The sequence below is a fragment of the Collimonas fungivorans Ter331 genome, assembly GCF_000221045.1.
GTDB classification, from domain to species: Bacteria; Pseudomonadota; Gammaproteobacteria; order Burkholderiales; family Burkholderiaceae_D; genus Collimonas; species Collimonas fungivorans_A.
Window position 1 is genome coordinate 1,398,725 of record NC_015856.1, and the last position, 17,014, is coordinate 1,415,738.

Below are 17,014 nucleotides of genomic sequence, written 5' to 3' on the forward strand. Positions count from 1 at the left end.
GCAGGACTTTTTACTTGCCGCCACACGCTAGCCGGCAAGGCAGGCGACTCGCAGACTATTCTATAATCTGCCGATCCGCAGCATGAACAGATGACAGAAAACAGGTGAAAACAAATGCAGCAGCCAGGCGCAGAACAGCAGTCCTCCCTCCAGGGCGTCAAGGTGATCGAACTCGGCACCTTGATCGCCGGCCCGTATGCCGCCAGCCTGCTGGGGCAGTTTGGCGCCGAGGTGATCAAGATCGAAGCGCCGGGCGACGGCGACCCGCTGCGCAAGTGGCGCAAGCTGCATAACGGTACTTCGCTGTGGTGGTATTCGCAGAGCCGCAACAAGAAGTCGGTGACGCTCAACCTGAAATCGGAGCAGGGCCAGCAGATTGTGCGCGACCTGGTCAAGGATGCCGATATCGTGATCGAGAATTTCCGTCCCGGCACACTGGAAGGCTGGGGGCTGGGCTGGGAGGATCTGTCGAAGATCAATCCGAAACTGATCATGGTCCGCGTATCCGGATATGGCCAGGACGGCCCTTACCACGCGCGTCCGGGGTTTGCGGCGATTGCCGAATCGATGGGCGGTTTGCGCAACCTGGCCGGTTATCCGGACCGGCCGCCGGTGCGGGTCGGCGTCAGCATCGGCGACACGCTGGCGTCGCTGTATGGCGTGATCGGCGCGCTGCTGGCCATGCACCATCTGAAAGCGAATAACGGTACAGGGCAGTTCATCGACATCGCCCTGTATGAAGCCGTGTTCGGCGTAATGGAAAGCCTGATCCCGGAATACGCCGAGTTCGGTTTCGTGCGCGAGCGCACCGGCGCCAGTTTTCCCGGCATTTCACCATCCAGCACTTATCCCTGCCTGAGCGACGCCCGCGGCGAACACTACGTGATCATCGCTGGCAACGGCGACAGCATCTTCAAGCGCCTGATGCACGCCATCGGCCGCAGCGACCTGGCGCAGGATCCGCGCCTGGCGCGCAACGACGGCCGGGCGCAGCATAACGACATGCTTGACGCCGCCATCAGCGCTTGGACTTCGCAACATAATCTAGAGCACGTATTGCAGGTGCTGGAACAAGCGGAAGTCCCGAGCAGCAAGGTGTATACCGCCGCCGATATCCATCAGGACCCGCATTTCCGCGCGCGCGACATGATCCAGCAGCATGTGCTGCCGGACGGCCAGCCGATAGATTTGCCGGGCATCGTGCCGAAACTGTCGGCGACGCCGGGCCAGACCAACTGGGTGGGGCCGGAACTGGGCCAGCACACGGCCGAGGTGCTGGCTGCTATCGGCAGGAGCGCGGAGCAGATTGAGCAGCTGCGCCGGCAAGGCGTGATCTGAACATTGCCGGAGTCAGACCGGGATCTCGACAATGACCTTTAATCCGTGTGGTGCGGCGTCGCGCGCATGTTGCAGTTCAATCTTGCCGTGCAGCCGGACCACGATCGACTTGACGATCGACAGCCCCAGGCCCGAGCCGTCCTGGTCGCTGCCCAGCACCCGGTAAAAAGGATCGAATACCCGCTCGCGCTCGGTTGGTGCGATTCCTGGGCCGCTGTCTTCCACCTCGATCGACACCAGGCCGGACAACGCGCGGGCGCGCAGCTCCACATTGCCGCCCTGCGGGGTATAGCGGATGGCGTTATCGATCAGGTTGCGCACCAGGGCGACGATATCGACTTCGTGCGCCGCCAGCATGATCTCGGTATCCGCTTCGATGCCGATATCGATCTGCCTGGCTTGCGCCAGCGGCAGGCTGTCCTCCATCACCCGCCGCAGCACGGCTTGCAAGGAAACCTGGGCAAGCTGGGGGGCGCCGGTATTTTGCGAGCGGGCCAGCGTCAACAGCTGTTCCAGCAAGGCTTTGCTGCGATTCAAGCCTTGCCGCAACGGCAGCAAGCGCGCTTTCGACGCCGGCGAAAGGTCGGTGGCGGCGAGATTTTCCGCCTGCAGCGACAATGCCGTCAGCGGCGAGCGCAACTCATGCGCGGCGTCGGCCAGGAAGCGGCGCTGGGCATCCATATTGTCGGCGACCCGCCGCAGCAGGCGGTTGATGGAGCCGATCAGCGGCCGGATTTCATCGGCCACCTGCTGCTCGGCGAGCGGACGCATGTCCTGGTCGTCGCGCCGGTCGACTTCCTGCGACAGCCTGGCGATCGGCAGCAGCATGCGGCGCACCAGGAAGCTGACCAGCGCGATCAATACCGGGATCAGCACCATGAACGGCATCATGGTGCGCAGGCCGCTGTCGCGCGCGATTTCATCGCGCACCGCGGTCTGCTGGCCTACCGCCAGGCGCTGGCCGGAAGGAGTCGTCTGTACGAACAGGCGCCAATGCACATGGCTGGCCTTGAATGTCTGTATGCCGTCGGGCAGATCGGCGGGTAGCTGCAGCGCGTCGTCATCGCCCTTGGCTGGCGCGGCCGCAGCCAGGACCTGGACAATCACCTTCGATTCCTCATCCTTCATTTTTCCGATCGCATGACGGTCCGGCGTGGCCGGCGGCAGATCGCGGCTAAGCACCAGCGCCGCTACCTGGCGCAGCTGGTCATCCTGAAGGTCGTTGGCTTCATGGAAAGCCGAATAAAAGGAAAATACGCCGGCCGGCACCGCCATCGCCAAGATCACCAGCGACAGCCACAGCGACAGCCGGAACTGCAGCGAACGGCTCAGTCTTGCTTGGAAACCATCCATCCCAGTCCCCTGACATTTTTGATTGACGCTGCACCCAGCTTTTTACGGATCGAATGAATCAGGAACTCCACCGCATTGCTTTCGACTTCTTCGTTCCAGCCATAGATGCGGTCTTCCAGTTCCTGGCGCGACAGGATTGCCCCGGGCCTTAACAGCAGGGCGTGGAGCAGGGAAAATTCACGGGCCGACAAGCGGGTTGCGATGCCGTCCGCGGTCACTTCGCGCGTGCTGGGATCGAGGAACAGGGCGCCGTTGCTCATCACCGGATTGGCGTTGCCGGCCTTGCGCCTGACCACGGCGCGCATGCGCGCCAGCAGCTCGCCCATCTCGAACGGTTTGACCAGGTAATCGTCGGCGCCGAGGTCGAGGCCGCCGATGCGGTCTTCGACCGCATCGCGCGCCGTCACGATCAGCAAGGGCAGGGCGCTGCCTTGCTGCCGCAACTGGCGCAGCACGGCGAAGCCGTCCTGGCGCGGCAGGCCGAGATCCAGCAGCATCACGTCGTAGCTTTGGCTGGCCGCTGCGCTCAGGGCCGCAGCGCCGTCATGCACCCAGTCGACGGCATGGCTGGCGTCGCGCAATGCCGTCTGGACAGCGTCGCCGATCATGCGGTCGTCTTCCACCAGCAGTACCCTCATTGCGTTCCTTTCCATGCGCCGGATTGCTTCTCTCGCTGATTCTACCTTGCACACAGCTTATTTCAATATCCAGCCGCGCCGGATCCACGGTGCGAACAGGCGCTTGTGGATGAACGAGAGCGCCGGGAACAGCGGTCCGATGAGCCATTTTGCGCAGCCAAAGCAGAGCCCTGCGCTGAGTGCGGCGACCAAGGCCGCGCCCAGCATGTCCAGCGGGAAGTGGACGCCGAGGTAAATCCGCGCCCACGCCATCGGCAGGCCGAGCAGGCTGAAGGCCAGGCCAAACTTGCGCAGCCGGCGATGCAGCAGGAAACTGAAAGCTGTCGACCATTGCAAGGTCAGATGGTCGCTGGGGAACGAGGAATCGGCGGCATGTTCAAGGAAATTCGTGCCAAGGCCGATCATGAACGGGCGCGGATGCGGCCACAGCGCGCCGATCAGCATGCTGGCCGACAAGGCGACGATGCCGCAGACGGCTGCCTCCAGCATCAGCTTGCGGGTCTGTTCGCTGCCGCGCAGCCAGCCTGCCAGCAGGCCGGCCGGGATCAGGAAAATCAGCCATTCGGCGCATAGCATGGCGGCATTCAGCAAGAATGGCGAGGGATGGGCGCCGGCATTGATCAGCAGAAATAGCGAGTGATTCAGTTTTTCCATGGACGCCTTTGGCAAAGTGCGGCTAAACGCCGTATCGGACAGAGGGAAGCAGGATAGCTGCGGAGACTTAGCTATTACTGAGGAGAAGCGGGGGCGGGCGCCGCGGCTGGCTGTGGGTCATGAAAAAAAAGCCGGCGCTGACGTTAGTCATGGCCGGCTTTGCTTTCGTTGCAGTATTAAAAGAATCAGAATCAGAATCAGAATCAGAATCAGAAGCGGGTGCGCATGCCGACTGCAAATTCGGTCTGGTTCTTGAAGCCATTGGCCGATCCGACCAGATAGCCGCCGTCAAGTTTCATGTAGTCCGCAGCAAGATACAGCTCGGTCCGCTTCGACAGATGATAAAAGGTCGATGCGTACAGCGTTTTTTTCTTGCCGCTGCCGGTCGCAGTCGAGCCGCTTGCATCTGCATAGGCATTCAAGGTGCTGGTGCCGGCCGCGTTGTAAGCTGCATTTTCAGCTTTCATTACCTGGTAGCCGAGTTCATAGTCAAAGGAACCCTGCGGCGTGAATTTGGCCGATACGGTATACGCGTCGTCCTTGCGCTGGCCGAGCGCGCCTTGCTCTGCCGTGTAGTGGAAGTAACCCGCATTCAGGCGCACCAGGTCGAACATGTAGCTGCCGCCCACCGAATAGGATTTGTGCTTTTCCAGGCTGCTGCTGACGCCGTTGCCGACGTCGGCCTGGTTGATGAAGGCGGAGACGATGAAATTGGAGCCGTTGTAGCCGATCGCCGCCGATTTGGTGGTATTGCGCGCAAACTGGCCGGCGGTTTCGCCGAACTGATAGCCGAGGCCTGCCACCACACCGTTGCCGAACACTTTCTTCCAGACCAGGCCGTTGTCATAACGTGTGCCGGTGGCGCTGCCCGAGTAGAAAATCAGTTGCTTGAAATTGTTGTTGTTGGTGTAGCCGCCTTCTTCCAGACCGAGCTTGGAGCCGTAGGCGTCGCCATAGACTTGGGAGAAATCGCGCGCCAGGGTATTCTGGCGGCCCAGGGTGACCTGGCCGAACGTGGTGTCTTGCAACCCGACCCAGGCGTCGCGGTTGAACAGTACGCCCGGTGTGTCCATTTCACCGGTGCCGACCACGAATTCGGCTTCCAGCTTGAAAATGGCCTTGAGTCCGCTGCCCAGATCTTCAGCGCCGCGGAAGCCGATGCGGTTGCCGCTGAACCAGGCGACCGGGATGCCGGTCAGGCGGTCGCCGTTCTTGTCGGCATGGTTGACGGTGCTGATGGTGGCGTCGATCAGCCCATAGACCGTGACATTGGTCTGTGCATAGGCGGCGTGGGCACATGTCCCCAGGACGGCTAGCGCTAGCAGCGATTTTTTCATTTTGTCTCCAGATATTTTTTAGTTGGGCTTGCCGATCGCGTGGATCAGCGGTCCTACTATAAAATTCGCAAGCTTACTAACTGCTTTCAGGAGGCCAAATGTCTGGCTTTCGGCTGTCGGTTTTGCGCCACAGCGGGGAAAAATAAATTCCGATTTTGAAAGCTGTCAGTAAGCTTTGCCGAAGAACGCGGCCGGCTGCTATGCGGATGTTCCTGCGCCCGGCACCGACGGAAAGCTGACCGTGACGATCAGCCCGCTGCCTGTCGCCGGGCTGGACAAGGCGACCGTGGCCTTGCTGGCGAGCGCGATCTCGCGCACGATGGCCAGGCCGAGGCCGCTGCCGTCCGAGCGTTCTTCGTGCAGGCGGTAGAAACGCTCGAATACCCGTTCCCGTTCTTCTTCAGGGATGCCGGGGCCGTTGTCTTCGACGCGCAGCAGGGTGGCCTGTCCGGCCGTCGTGACCGCGACGGTGACGCAGCCGCCGGCAGGCGTATAGCGCAATGCATTGTCGACCAGGTTGGCGACCAGCTCTTCCAGCATCGACGGCGTGGCATGGACCGTCACCGGCGCGCCGGCAAACTCGAAACCGAGATCGATCTTCTTGGCCTGCGCCAGCGTTGCCAGTTCTTCCAGCACGCGCTGCACTACTTCGACCAGGTTGACGTCGCCCTGGCGCAAGGGGTGGCCGACGCCGGTTTCCGCATTGGACAGCGTCAGCAGCTGGTTGACCAGCCGGATTCCGTGCTGCACGCCGCTATTGATCGCGCGCAGTGCGGCATCCTTGGCGCCGATGTCGTTGCTGCGCAAGCCATAGTCGACCTGTGTGTTGAGCAGCGTCAGCGGCGTGCGCAACTGATGCGAAGCATTGGCGATGAAGCGGCCGTGCGCCGACATATGGTCGTCCAGCCGCTGCACGTAGTCGTTGATGGCATGCACCAGCGGCGCCAGCTCGGTCGGCACCGGCGCCGTGTCGAGCGCTTCCAGGGTTCCCGGCTTGCGGCGCCGGACCCGGTCCCGCAAGCGCATCATCGGCGCCAGGCCGTGGCGCAATCCCAGCAACAGCAGCAGCACCACCAGCACCAGTATCGCCAGCTGCTGCTGCACCGTGTGTTCCCACATGCGGTCGGACAGCGTCTTGTAGGAATGCTGGGTTTGCGCCACTTCGATCAGCACCGGCCCCTGCGCGGGAATGCCAAACACCGGCTGCGAAAAGGCGACGATGCGCACCGGATCGTCGCGGAAGCTGGCGTTGAAATAAACCGATTCCTCATTGCGCGGCATGCGCGGCGGACCTGGCAAATCGGGCTGCCCGGCCAGCAGCTTGCCGTTGGCGGCGACCACGCGGTAATACACCCGGTCGTGCGAATCGGACTGGAACAGCTCCAGCGCGGCGGGCGGGATCACCACCTGCAAAGTGTCGTCCTCGTAATGTATCTGTTCGCCGATGATGCGTGCCGAGCCGAGCAGCATGCGGTCGTGCACTACGGTCGCCATCTCGATCGCATTATGGTAGGTGACCCAGATGTTGACGCCGACGAACAGCATCAGCGGCACCAGCAGCCACAGCAGCAGCTGGGTGCGCAGGCTGCTAGACCTCATGCTGATGCTTGAGCAGGTAGCCCAGTCCGCGCAAGGTGATGATGGCGGCGTCGCCGTGTTCCAGTTTCTTGCGGATGCGGTGGATGTAGACTTCGATGGCGTCCTGCGACACGTCTTCCGCCATCGCGTACAGGCTCTCGGCCAGGGCCTGCTTGCTGACGGTTTTTCCCATTTTCATGATCAGGGTTTCCAGCACGGCATGTTCGCGCCGGGTCAGGGTGAGGGCGACGCCGTCGATGGAAAAGATCAGGCTGTTGCTGTCGTAGCTCAGCGATCCGCATTGCAGGATCGGGTTTTTCTGCTGGTTGGCGCGGCGCAGCAGGGCGCGGATGCGCGCCTCCAGCTCATTGACGTCGAACGGTTTCGCCATGTAGTCGTCGGCGCCGGTATTGAGGCCGACGATACGGCCTTCGACCGAATTGTTGGCGGTCAGGATCAGCACCGGCACGTTGTTGTGGCGGGCGCGCAGGCGCTTGAGCACTTCGCTGCCGTCCAGTTTCGGCAGGGACATGTCAAGGATGACCAGCTCGTATTGCTGCGTGAGCAACAAATGATCGGCGTCGGCGCCGTTGTAGACACAATCGACCGTGTATTTATTGCGGTGCAGGGTCAGCGCCAGCCATTCGGACAGTGGCCTGTTGTCTTCTACCAGCAAGATTCGCATAGTTTGTTTCCGTCTCGGGGACGCCGTTATGACTGCATTCGGCGATGAGGCGGATTATGAGAGGCATGTCCGGAATTGGCTATCGATAAATCGCGGCGCGGGAAATTTTCAATTGCCTTGCGAAAATTGCACATGATAGTATTGGTCCATCCAATGGACCTTTCGCCGCAACTGCCGGCCGTGCCAAAGATACCGATCCGAGACCAACCATATGCCTGACGACCTGCCTGACGATATGCTGGATACGGCACCGGCCCCCGTGCGCATCGACGCCCATCAACATTTCTGGCTGCTGGCGAACCGGACAGGGCAATGGCCGCCGCCGGAACTGGCGGCAATCCATCGCGACTTCCTGCCGGACCAGCTGGAGCCTTTGCTGCAGCAGCACGGCATCAGCGGCAGCGTGCTGGTGCAATCCTTGCCCAGCATGAGCGATACCTTGTTCATGCTGGGGCTGACTGAGCGCAGCGCATTTATCCGGGCGGTGGTGGGCTGGGCCGATCTGAAGGCAGCCAACGCCGAACCGCAAATACAGCTGCTGGCCAGCCATCCGAAGATGCGCGGCTTGCGCCCCATGTTGCAGGGGCTGGCCGACGACTGGATCTGCGATCCGCAGCTGGCGCCGGCGATCGCCGCCATGCAGCGCCACCGGCTGAGCCTGGATGCGCTGGTCGTGCCGCGCCAGCTGCCTTTTTTGCTGGAGTTCGCCGAGCGCTATCCGGACCTGCCTATCGTCATCGACCATGCCGCCAAACCGCTGATCGCCAGCGCCGCAATCGAACCCTGGCGGACATCGATGAGCCGCCTGGCGGCCTTGCCGCAGGTGTATTGCAAACTGTCGGGGCTGGTGACCGAAGCGGCAGCCGGCTGGCAAGTGGCACAGCTGCAGCCATATGCGTCCCACGTGCTGGAGGTATTCGGCGCCGAGCGGGTGCTCTGGGGCAGCGACTGGCCGGTAGTCAACCTGGCGGCGGATTACGGGCGCTGGCTGGCGGCTACCGATGTTTTGCTGGCTGGTCTCGATGCTCTCCAGCGGCAGCAGGTCATGGGCCTGAATGCGCAGCGCTTCTACCGTTTATAGCGCGACCGCGCTGAGCGCAAAATTAACGCAAAAACACCTTGTTCATGATCTGCGTCACCGGGTAGGCCACCATCGACTGCACCGCAGGCGGCAGGTCCAGCGGCCGCATGATCATCTTGATCGTCATGTCGGGCGACAGGTGGCTGCGTATGGTGGTGTTCATCTTGCTGTGGATCTGCTGCAGCATGGCCTGGTTGTCGGCATGCTGCGGCGCCCTGGTGCCGAGCACGTGGCGCAGGGCGCAGGCGGCGTCCTCGTTTTTCATTTCCAGCGTGCGGCGGCGCAGGGCGCCGAAGATGCGGTGGCGGCGCAGCCCCTCGTGCTGCCGGAAGCGGCGGAAATAACGGAAGAAATGCTTGTAATGGTTCACCTCGTCCCGGGCGATGCGCGAGGCCAGGTCCTTCAGCACCGGCTCATCGGTGCTACGCGATAATGCGCTATAAAAGGTGGCGGTGCCGGCTTCCACCACGCAGCGCGCCACCATTTCCAGGCCTTTGCTGGGTTCCAGCAGCTCGACCTTGCAATAGGTCGAATATTCTTCGAGGAAGTTGCGATAGGCGGTGGGCCAGTCGAATTCCGGCCATATGTGCTCGACATAGGCGCGCAGCGCCTGGCCATGCTGCAGCTCTTCGACTTCCCACTGTTCACGCAGCCAAGTGGAGATTTCAGGCTCGTCGCCGTAGTAGTCCACCAGGTTCTGCGTATACAGGTCGGAGCCGCTTTCAACAAACGAAGCGCAGGCGACCAGGTAAAAAAGGTTTTCGTCGGGCCGGACTTTAGGGATGTTGATTGTTGAAAAATCCAGGTCGGCGATTTTCCAGTGCGTATTCTGTTCGCTACCTTTGTGCATAATCAATCTCTCCATGTGGTTGTGACTGATATAGAACTACTTACAGGTATGACGCATGCTATGGCAATAGGTTCAAGGTACACGATTTTGCCGCGATGTGTGCATTTCAGGCTCATGCTAGGATTAAGCCTTATTTGCAGCGAGGCCAATATGAGCGACCAAACCAATGAAAATGTCGAATATCGCGGTTACGTCATCGTGCCGAAACCGGTGCAGGGCCATGACGACCTGTGGCATGACGGCTACCAGATACTAAAGGCCGGCGCCAGCGTTTCCAGCCGCACCAATACCGAGAGCGCGCACAGCAGCTTGCGTACGGCCTATGACAGCAGTGTCGAATTCGCAAAAATCGAGGTGGATAACCTGGTTGCGCTGACCGAATAAATTGCTCTGCGGCGGCAGTCGCCCGCCTTGTAAATAAAATACAAAAGAGACAAATGCTCATGCAACGATCTATCTGCGCTGCGGCGGCGCTGCTGGTGTCATTCGCCGCAACCGCGAGCCAGGCCAAGGATACGCCAGCGGCGCCTGTCACCACCTACAAGATTGCCGGTTTGAAAAAACCGGCGGAAATTTTGGTAGACCAATGGGGCGTACCGCACATATACGCGGCGAACCAGGACGACGCGTTTTTTGTCCAGGGCTTCAATGCGGCGCGCGACCGCCTGTTCCAGATCGATCTGTGGCGCCGCCGCGGCCTCGGGCTGCTGGCGCAGGTATTCGGCCCGGCCTACGTGCAGCAGGACCGCGCGGCGCGGCTGTTCCTGTACCGCGGCGACATGCAGCGCGAGTGGCAGTCCTACGGCCCGCACGCGCAGCAGGTGGCGAACACCTTCGTGGCCGGCATCAATGCCTATGTCGACTACGTCAACGCCCATCCGGAAAAATTGCCGTTCGAATTCAGGCGGCTGGGTTATGCGCCGGCCAGATGGCAGGCGGCAGATGTGGTGCGCATCCGCAGCCACGGCCTTACCCGCAACCTGGACAGCGAAGTGGCGCGCGCCAACGTCGCTTGCAAGGCAGACTTGAAATCCGATGAAATCCGTTTCGGCCTGACGCCGAAATGGGAGACGACGATGCCGGAAGGGCTGGATCCCTGCCTGCCGAAGGACTTGCTGAAAGTGTTCCAGCTCGCTACCCAAGGCGTGAAGATCAGCAAGGACAGCTTGCAGAAAGGGCAGAGCGACGCCGTGGTGATCGCCGCTGCCGAGAATCCTGAAGAAGTCGCCGAGGGCAGCAACAACTGGGTAGTCGCGCCGGCTAAATCGGCGACCGGCCGCGCCATCATGGCGAACGATCCGCACCGCGCATATTCGGCGCCGTCGCTGCGCTACATCGCCCATATCAATGCGCCGGGCCTGAATGTGATCGGCGCCGGCGAACCGGCGCTGCCGGGCATTTCGATCGGGCATAACGGCAGCGTCGCCTTCGGTTTGACGATTTTTAATATCGACCAGGAAGATCTGTACGTCTACCAGCTCAATCCCGAGCATTCCGACCAGTATCAATACCGGGGCAATTGGGAGTCGTTCAATATCATCACGGAACAGATTCCGGTCAAGGGCGGCAAGCCGGTTTCTGCCGAACTGGTGTTCAGCCGCCACGGGCCGGTGATTTTTTCCGAGCCGGGGAAAAGCCGCGCTTTTGCCGTCCGTTCCGGCTGGCTGGAGCCCGGCATGTCGCCGTATTTCGGCAGCATCGACTATATGCGCGCCAGAAATTTTGCCGAGTTCAAGCATTCCCTGCTGCATTGGGGCGCGCCGACCGAGAACCAGGTATATGCGGACACCAAGGGCAACATCGGCTGGGTGCCGGGCGGGCTGGCGCCGATCCGCCCCAACTGGGACGGCTTGCTGCCGGTGCCTGGCGACGGCCGCTACGAATGGGCCGGCTTCTGGTCGGGCGACCAGCTGCCTTCCAGCTACAACCCGAAACAGGGCTGGTTCGCCTCCGCCAACCAGATGAACCTGCCGGACGGCTATCCGCACCGCGAACGCAAGCTCGGGTTTGAGTGGACCAACAATTCACGTTTCACGCGCATCAGCGAAGTGCTATCGTCGCTGAACAAGGTGTCGCTGGAAGATTCCATGCGCCTGCAGAACGATGATCTGTCGATCCCGGCACGGCGCCTGGCGGCGCTGCTGAAACCGCTGTCCTCCGGCGATGCCCGGACCCAGGCGGCGCTGAACCTGTTTGCCGGCTGGGATTTTGTCGAGCGCGCCGATTCGGCGCCAGCCGCCTTGTTTGAAGTGTGGCTCTCGCGACACTTGGGCAAGGCGTTCAAGGCTGCGGTGCTGAGCCCGGCCGCGGCGGAGGCGATGGGTGCGCCGGACACCGCCGTGCTGCTGGATACCCTTGAACAGCCGCAAGCGCGTTTTGGGCCGGACGCCGTACAGAAGCGCGACCAGATGCTATTGAGCAGCTTGAGCGAAGCTTATGCCGAACTGCAGAAGCTGCAGGGCAGCGACGCCGGCCAGTGGAAATGGGGCAAGCTGCACCATAACCTGATGGAGCATCCGCTGGCGGCTGCGGTGGATGAAGCTACCCGTGCAAAATTGAATGTCGGCCCGATGCCGACCCATGGCGGCGCCTACTCGCCCAACCAGTCGACCTATCGCAGCAGCGATTTCCTGCAAACCAACGGTCCTTCGTTCCGGGTAGTGGTCGACGTCGGCAACTGGGACAACTCGCGCGCGGTCAACTCGCCGGGACAATCAGGCGATCCGGACAGCCCGCATTACCGCGACCTGGCGGACAAATGGCTCAAGGGCGAATATTTCCCGCTGCTGTATTCGCGGGCGGCGGTGGAGAAGGCCACGGTGCAGCGGATTCGCCTGCAGCCGCAAAACTGAACTGCGGGCGGAAAGTAAAAAGGGCGCCGGGGGTGTTGAAGAATGCCCTTTTTTTATGCCAGCTCGATACGTTGAGTCGTCTGCGGATCAAACCAGTGCAGCGCCGCGGGATCAAAACCGGCAGTGATTTGCTGGCCTGTCACGACCGCGGTCGCGGCCGGTACTCGCATCACCAGCAGCTGGTCTCCTATCGAAGCATGCACCAGCAAGTCGGCGCCCAAGGCTTCCACCAGTTCCGCGCGCAGGTTCAAGCCGGGCTGACCGAAGATCAGCTGCTCCGGCCGCAGGCCCATGATGCAATCGTGGCCGGCGATTGCGCCGTGGATGAATGGCAATGCAACGGCGTCGGCGTTGGCCGGCGTGAAGCTGCTGCCGTCCTCCGCCAGCCGTCCCTGCAGCAGGTTCATCGGCGGCGAGCCGATAAAGCTGGCGACAAAGGTGGTGGCGGGCCTGGCGTAGACCTCGGCCGGCGTGCCTATCTGTTCGGCGCGGCCGCCGTTCATGACGATCATGCGCTGGCCCAGGGTCATGGCTTCGACCTGGTCATGCGTTACGTACAGGCTGGTGGTGCCCAGCGTGCGGTGCAGTTTCTGGATTTCCAGGCGCATCTGCACCCGCAGCTTGGCGTCCAGGTTGGACAGCGGTTCATCGAACAGGAATACCGCCGGCTCGCGCACGATGGCGCGTCCCATCGCCACCCGCTGGCGCTGGCCGCCGGACAGCTGGCGCGGCGTGCGTTGCAGCAGCGCGCCCAGCTCCAGGATCTTGGCCGCCTTCTGCACCCGCACTTCGATATCGTCCTTGCCGAGGCCGCGGATCTTCAAGCCGTAAGCCATGTTCTCGTACACGCTCATGTGCGGGTACAGCGCATAGTTCTGGAACACCATGGCGATGTCGCGGTCTTTCGGCTCCAGCTGGTTGACCACGCGGTCGCCGATGACGATGTCGCCGGAAGTGACTTCTTCCAGGCCTGCCACCATGCGCAGCAAGGTCGACTTGCCGCAGCCGGAAGGACCCACCATGACGATGAACTCGCCATCGGCGATATCGATCGAAATGCCGTGGATGACATCGACCGCCTTGGGCGCCTTGCCGTAGGTTTTCTTGACGTTTTCTAGGTGTACTTTTGCCATATCACTTCTCGGAATCAACCAGACCTTTAACAAACCATTTTTGCATCACCACCACCACCAGTCCCGGCGGCAGCATCGCCAGCACCAGGGTCGCCATCACCATATTCCATTCCACCGCCGAATCGCCGCCGGCGATCAGGGTCTTGATGCCTATGCCGATCGGATACATGTCCTGGTTGGTGGCGATCATCAGCGGCCACAGGTACTGGTTCCAGCCGTAGATGAACATGATCACGAACAGCGCGATGATATTGGTGCGCGACAGCGGCCAGATCACGTCCTTGAAGAAACGCAAGGGACCGGCGCCGTCGATGCGCGCGGCCTCCGCCAGTTCATCCGGGACGGTCAGGAAGAACTGGCGGAACAGGAAAGTGGCGGTGGCCGACGCGATCAGCGGTATGGTCAGGCCGGCGTAGCTGTTGAGCATGTGGAAGTCGGACACCACTTGGTAGGTAGGCGTGATGCGCACCTCCACCGGCAGCATCAGTGTCATGAAAATCATCCAGAAGAATAGCGAGCGTCCGGGAAACCGGAAGTACACCATGGCGAATGCCGACAGCATGGAAATCGAGATCTTGCCGATCGCGATCGTCAGCGCCGATATCAGGCTCACCAGCAGCATGCGCGCCACCGGCGGCGCCGAGACGTTGCCGGATGCGCCCTTGGTCAGCAGGGCGCCATAGTTCTCGACAAGATGGCTGCCGGGCAGCAGCGACAAGGGCGCCGCCGCGGCTTCCTGCGCGGTTTGCGTGCTGGCGACAAAAGCCACATACAGCGGGAAGGCGATAATGATGACGCCCAGGATCAGCACCAGGTGGCTGACCATGTCGAGGATGGGACGGCGCTCAATCATGGGCGGCTTTCGTGGTGGTTTTCATGCGTACTGGACTTTCTTTTCAACATACTTGAACTGCGCCACGGTGAGCACGATGACGATGGTCATCAGGACTACCGACTGCGCTGCGGCGCCGCCCAGGTCGCCGCCCTTGAAGCCGTCGATGAAGACCTTGTAGACCAGGATCTCGGTATCCTTGCCGGGGCCGCCCTGGGTGGTGGCTTCGATGATGGCAAAGGTGTCGAAGAAGGCGTAGACGATATTCACCACCAGCAGGAAAAAGGTGGTGGGCGACAGCAGCGGGAAAATGATGGTGGCGAAGCGCTTGACCGGGCCGGCGCCGTCGATCGCAGCGGCTTCGATCAGCGACTTCGGTATCGCTTGCAGGCCTGCCAGGAAAAACAGGAAGTTGTAGCTGACCTGTTTCCAGACGGCGGCGATCACGATCAGTATCATCGCGTGGCGGCCGTTCAGCACATGGTTCCAGTCGATGCCGATGTAATGCAGCCAGTTGGAGACGATCCCGAGCGTGGGGCTGAGCATGAACATCCACAGCACGCCGACCACCACCGGCGATACGGCGTAGGGCCAGATCAGGAAGGTCTTGTAGATGGCCGAGCCTTTCACCACGCGGTCGGCAAAGGCGGCCAGCATCAGCGACAGCGACAGGCCGAGCACGGCGACCAGGATGGAAAACACCGCGGTGGTCTTGAACGAGGCGAGGTAATTGCTGTCGGCGAACAGGGTGCGGAAATTGTCGAACCAGACGAATTCGGAATAACCGCCGAAGGCGTCCTGCAGCAGCATCGACTGGTACAGGGCTTGCACCGCCGGCCAGACGAAAAACAATAGGGTAACGATGATCTGCGGCGCGACCAGCGCATAGGGCAGCCAGGCAGACTTGAAGCGAGCGCGTTTTTCCAAGATGAGGCTTTCCGACCAGATTATTTGCGGTAGGGTGGGCACCCGTGCCCACGCGTGAACCAAAAACTATCCACACGCGTATTTCGGCAACGCGTGGGCACGGGTGCCCACCCTACCTGCCTGTGTTACTTGTTGGTTTTTTCGAAACGTTCCAGCAGCAGGTTGCCGCGCTCCACCGCGGTGTCCAGCGCCTGTTTCGGCGTGATCTTGCCGGTCCAGACGTTTTCCAGTTCTTCATCGATGATGGTGCGGATCTGCGGCATGTTGCCGAGGCGGATGCCGCGCGACTTGTCGGTAGTCTTGGTGATCATCTGCTTGACTGGAACATCGGTGCCGGGATTGCGCTCATAGAAACCGGACTTCCGGGTGATTTCGTAAGCCGCGGTGGTAGTCGGCAGGTAGCCGGTTTCCTGATGCCATTTGGCCTGCACTTCCGGTTTCGACAGGAACTTGAAGAACTTGGCGACGCCCTTGTAGTCTTCGGTTTTCTTGCCGCCCATGACCCACAGCGAAGCGCCGCCTATCATGGTGTTTTGCGGCGCGCCCGGCACGTCGTTGTAATACGGCAGGGTGGCGATGCCGAACTTGAACTTGGAATTCTTGGCGATGTCGGCATAGCTGGACGACGAACCGGTCAGGATGCCGCATTCGCCGGCATAGAATTTCGAGGTGGCTTCATCCTTGCGCCCGGCGTAGGTGAAGTAGCCTTGCTTGGCCCAGTTGGCCAGGTTTTCGATATGCTTGACGTGCAGCGGGCTGTTGAATTTCAGGCGCGTGTCGAGGCCGTCGAAACCATTGTTCTTGGAGGCGAACTCAACGTTGTGCCAGGTCGAGAACGATTCCAGCTCGACCCACGATTGCCAGGTGGTGGTGTAGGCGCACTTGGCGCCGCTGGCTTTCAGCTTGGCGGCGTCGACCGCGAGTTCCTGCCAGGTCACCGGCGGTTTGTTGGGATCGAGCCCGGCCTTGGTGAACATGTCCTTGTTATAGAACATCACAGTGGTCGAACTGTTGAACGGCAGCGACAGCAGGCCGCCGCCCTTAGGCGCAGCGTAATAGCCGCCGATGGCCGGCACGTAGGCGGAAGGATCGAACGGTTCGCCGGCCAGCTTCATGACTTCCGACACCGGCTTGATGGCGCCCTTGGAATACATCATGGTGGCGGTGCCGACTTCGAACACCTGCAGGATGTCGGGCGCGTTGCCGGCGCGGTAGGCGGCGGTTGCAGCTGCCATGGCTTCGTCGTAGGCGCCTTTGTAAACCGGGGTGACCTTGTATTCCGACTGGCTCTTGTTGAATTCGTCGGCCAGGCCGTTGACGCGGTCGCCGAGTGCGCCGGCCATCGAGTGCCACCACGATATCTCGGTGGCGGCGTGCGCCGCAATGCTCATGGTCGCTAGTGTGCAAGCGATAGCCAGTGCTTTCAATTTCATCAGGGCCTCCGTAAAATTTTTTATGGTAGCGAAGTCATATGACGACTGCGTGACAGCAGCGGCCTCGCTGTAAAGCCGGATTCTATAGGTGAGTTTGTCAGCCGCGCAATGTTTGTTTTTCTTATGCGCAATGAAAGACGATGTGCAGCCTGATTTACAAGCTTGATTCAGAGACTTGGTTTGCGGCTAGCTGTTGCTGCGCAGGCGCAGTTACGGGAAACGAGTCTAGTGTAATAATAATTACCGATAGTCCGAGACCTGTCTCTAGCTTTCATATTGAAAATCGGTGTATTCTCAAATACCATCAATCCGGGTGATTTTTA

At 61.0% G+C, this 17,014-nt stretch carries 15 protein-coding genes; 4 read left to right on the forward strand and 11 right to left on the reverse strand.

All coding sequences use genetic code 11. From position 1 onward, the window contains the following. Positions 1-114: 114 nt before the first annotated feature. Positions 115-1,338 (forward strand): CaiB/BaiF CoA transferase family protein, encoded by a 1,224-nt coding sequence (locus tag CFU_RS06165; RefSeq protein ID WP_014005178.1) that lies wholly within the window; start codon positions 115-117, stop codon positions 1,336-1,338. 12 nt (positions 1,339-1,350) lie between these two features. Here CFU_RS06165 and CFU_RS06170 read toward each other — a convergent pair whose 3' ends face one another. From CFU_RS06170 to CFU_RS06195, 6 genes are all read right to left on the reverse strand, one after another. Further along, entirely contained in the window at positions 1,351-2,691 is a 1,341-nt protein-coding gene (locus tag CFU_RS06170) for an ATP-binding protein (protein WP_014005179.1), read from the reverse strand. Beyond that, entirely contained in the window at positions 2,667-3,329 is a 663-nt protein-coding gene (locus CFU_RS06175; protein WP_041741394.1) for a response regulator, read from the reverse strand. Before CFU_RS06175 ends, CFU_RS06170 begins: the two co-directional genes overlap by 25 nt. Positions 3,330-3,386: 57 nt before the next feature. Continuing rightward, positions 3,387-3,983, reverse strand: coding sequence for an undecaprenyl-diphosphatase (locus CFU_RS06180; protein ID WP_041741395.1), 597 nt, complete (start codon positions 3,981-3,983; stop codon positions 3,387-3,389). Positions 3,984-4,192: 209 nt separating this feature from the next. After that, the gene (locus CFU_RS06185; protein WP_014005182.1) at positions 4,193-5,320 is read right to left on the reverse strand and encodes a porin; all 1,128 of its coding nucleotides are present in this window, start codon (positions 5,318-5,320) and stop codon (positions 4,193-4,195) included. A gap of 198 nt (positions 5,321-5,518) precedes the next feature. Beyond that, positions 5,519-6,919 (reverse strand): sensor histidine kinase, encoded by a 1,401-nt coding sequence (locus CFU_RS06190; protein ID WP_014005183.1) that lies wholly within the window; start codon positions 6,917-6,919, stop codon positions 5,519-5,521. After that, positions 6,909-7,583: a response regulator gene (locus CFU_RS06195; protein WP_014005184.1), complete on the reverse strand. Its 675-nt coding sequence runs from the start codon at positions 7,581-7,583 to the stop codon at positions 6,909-6,911. Before CFU_RS06195 ends, CFU_RS06190 begins: the two co-directional genes overlap by 11 nt. Positions 7,584-7,794: 211 nt before the next feature. Between CFU_RS06195 and CFU_RS06200 the strand changes: the two genes are divergently transcribed. Beyond that, entirely contained in the window at positions 7,795-8,664 is an 870-nt protein-coding gene (locus tag CFU_RS06200) for an amidohydrolase family protein (RefSeq protein WP_014005185.1), read from the forward strand. A gap of 22 nt (positions 8,665-8,686) precedes the next feature. Here the strand turns inward: CFU_RS06200 and CFU_RS06205 are convergent, their stop codons facing one another. Next, a complete protein-coding gene (locus CFU_RS06205) occupies positions 8,687-9,514 on the reverse strand; it encodes a ferritin-like domain-containing protein (RefSeq protein WP_041741396.1) in 828 nt (275 codons plus the stop codon). A gap of 150 nt (positions 9,515-9,664) precedes the next feature. On the opposite strand from CFU_RS06205, the gene CFU_RS06210 reads away from it, so the two are divergent. Both CFU_RS06210 and CFU_RS06215 read left to right on the forward strand, forming a co-directional pair. Beyond that, positions 9,665-9,898, forward strand: coding sequence for a hypothetical protein (locus tag CFU_RS06210; RefSeq protein ID WP_041741397.1), 234 nt, complete (start codon positions 9,665-9,667; stop codon positions 9,896-9,898). Positions 9,899-9,951: 53 nt separating this feature from the next. Beyond that, positions 9,952-12,366 carry a penicillin acylase family protein gene (locus CFU_RS06215; protein ID WP_014005187.1) on the forward strand — a complete coding sequence of 805 codons (2,415 nt, stop codon included), beginning with the start codon at positions 9,952-9,954 and terminating at the stop codon, positions 12,364-12,366. Positions 12,367-12,419: 53 nt separating this feature from the next. On the opposite strand, the gene CFU_RS06220 is transcribed toward CFU_RS06215, so the two are convergent. From CFU_RS06220 to ugpB, 4 genes are all read right to left on the reverse strand, one after another. Then, positions 12,420-13,499, reverse strand: a complete 1,080-nt coding sequence (locus tag CFU_RS06220; RefSeq protein WP_041741398.1) for a sn-glycerol-3-phosphate import ATP-binding protein UgpC — start codon at positions 13,497-13,499, stop codon at positions 12,420-12,422. Position 13,500: 1 nt separating this feature from the next. Further along, complete coding sequence (gene ugpE, locus CFU_RS06225; RefSeq protein ID WP_014005189.1) at positions 13,501-14,352, reverse strand: sn-glycerol-3-phosphate ABC transporter permease UgpE; 852 nt, start codon at positions 14,350-14,352, stop codon at positions 13,501-13,503. Positions 14,353-14,373: 21 nt separating this feature from the next. Then, a complete protein-coding gene (ugpA, locus tag CFU_RS06230) occupies positions 14,374-15,258 on the reverse strand; it encodes a sn-glycerol-3-phosphate ABC transporter permease UgpA (protein WP_041741399.1) in 885 nt (294 codons plus the stop codon). A gap of 125 nt (positions 15,259-15,383) precedes the next feature. Further along, positions 15,384-16,691 (reverse strand): sn-glycerol-3-phosphate ABC transporter substrate-binding protein UgpB, encoded by a 1,308-nt coding sequence (gene ugpB / locus CFU_RS06235; protein WP_014005191.1) that lies wholly within the window; start codon positions 16,689-16,691, stop codon positions 15,384-15,386. Positions 16,692-17,014: the final 323 nt, after the last annotated feature.

What these genes read in the sequence shown, in the direction of transcription:
- CFU_RS06165 (WP_014005178.1), top strand. Translation starts at nt 115, where the DNA reads ATGCAGCAGCCAGGCGCAGAACAGCAGTCCTCCCTCCAGGGCGTCAAG.
- CFU_RS06170 (WP_014005179.1), bottom strand. Translation starts at nt 2,691, where the DNA reads ATGGATGGTTTCCAAGCAAGACTGAGCCGTTCGCTGCAGTTCCGGCTG.
- CFU_RS06175 (WP_041741394.1), bottom strand. Translation starts at nt 3,329, where the DNA reads ATGAGGGTACTGCTGGTGGAAGACGACCGCATGATCGGCGACGCTGTC.
- CFU_RS06180 (WP_041741395.1), bottom strand. Translation starts at nt 3,983, where the DNA reads ATGGAAAAACTGAATCACTCGCTATTTCTGCTGATCAATGCCGGCGCC.
- CFU_RS06185 (WP_014005182.1), bottom strand. Translation starts at nt 5,320, where the DNA reads ATGAAAAAATCGCTGCTAGCGCTAGCCGTCCTGGGGACATGTGCCCAC.
- CFU_RS06190 (WP_014005183.1), bottom strand. Translation starts at nt 6,919, where the DNA reads ATGAGGTCTAGCAGCCTGCGCACCCAGCTGCTGCTGTGGCTGCTGGTG.
- CFU_RS06195 (WP_014005184.1), bottom strand. Translation starts at nt 7,583, where the DNA reads ATGCGAATCTTGCTGGTAGAAGACAACAGGCCACTGTCCGAATGGCTG.
- CFU_RS06200 (WP_014005185.1), top strand. Translation starts at nt 7,795, where the DNA reads ATGCCTGACGACCTGCCTGACGATATGCTGGATACGGCACCGGCCCCC.
- CFU_RS06205 (WP_041741396.1), bottom strand. Translation starts at nt 9,514, where the DNA reads ATGCACAAAGGTAGCGAACAGAATACGCACTGGAAAATCGCCGACCTG.
- CFU_RS06210 (WP_041741397.1), top strand. Translation starts at nt 9,665, where the DNA reads ATGAGCGACCAAACCAATGAAAATGTCGAATATCGCGGTTACGTCATC.
- CFU_RS06215 (WP_014005187.1), top strand. Translation starts at nt 9,952, where the DNA reads ATGCTCATGCAACGATCTATCTGCGCTGCGGCGGCGCTGCTGGTGTCA.
- CFU_RS06220 (WP_041741398.1), bottom strand. Translation starts at nt 13,499, where the DNA reads ATGGCAAAAGTACACCTAGAAAACGTCAAGAAAACCTACGGCAAGGCG.
- ugpE (WP_014005189.1), bottom strand. Translation starts at nt 14,352, where the DNA reads ATGATTGAGCGCCGTCCCATCCTCGACATGGTCAGCCACCTGGTGCTG.
- ugpB (WP_014005191.1), bottom strand. Translation starts at nt 16,691, where the DNA reads ATGAAATTGAAAGCACTGGCTATCGCTTGCACACTAGCGACCATGAGC.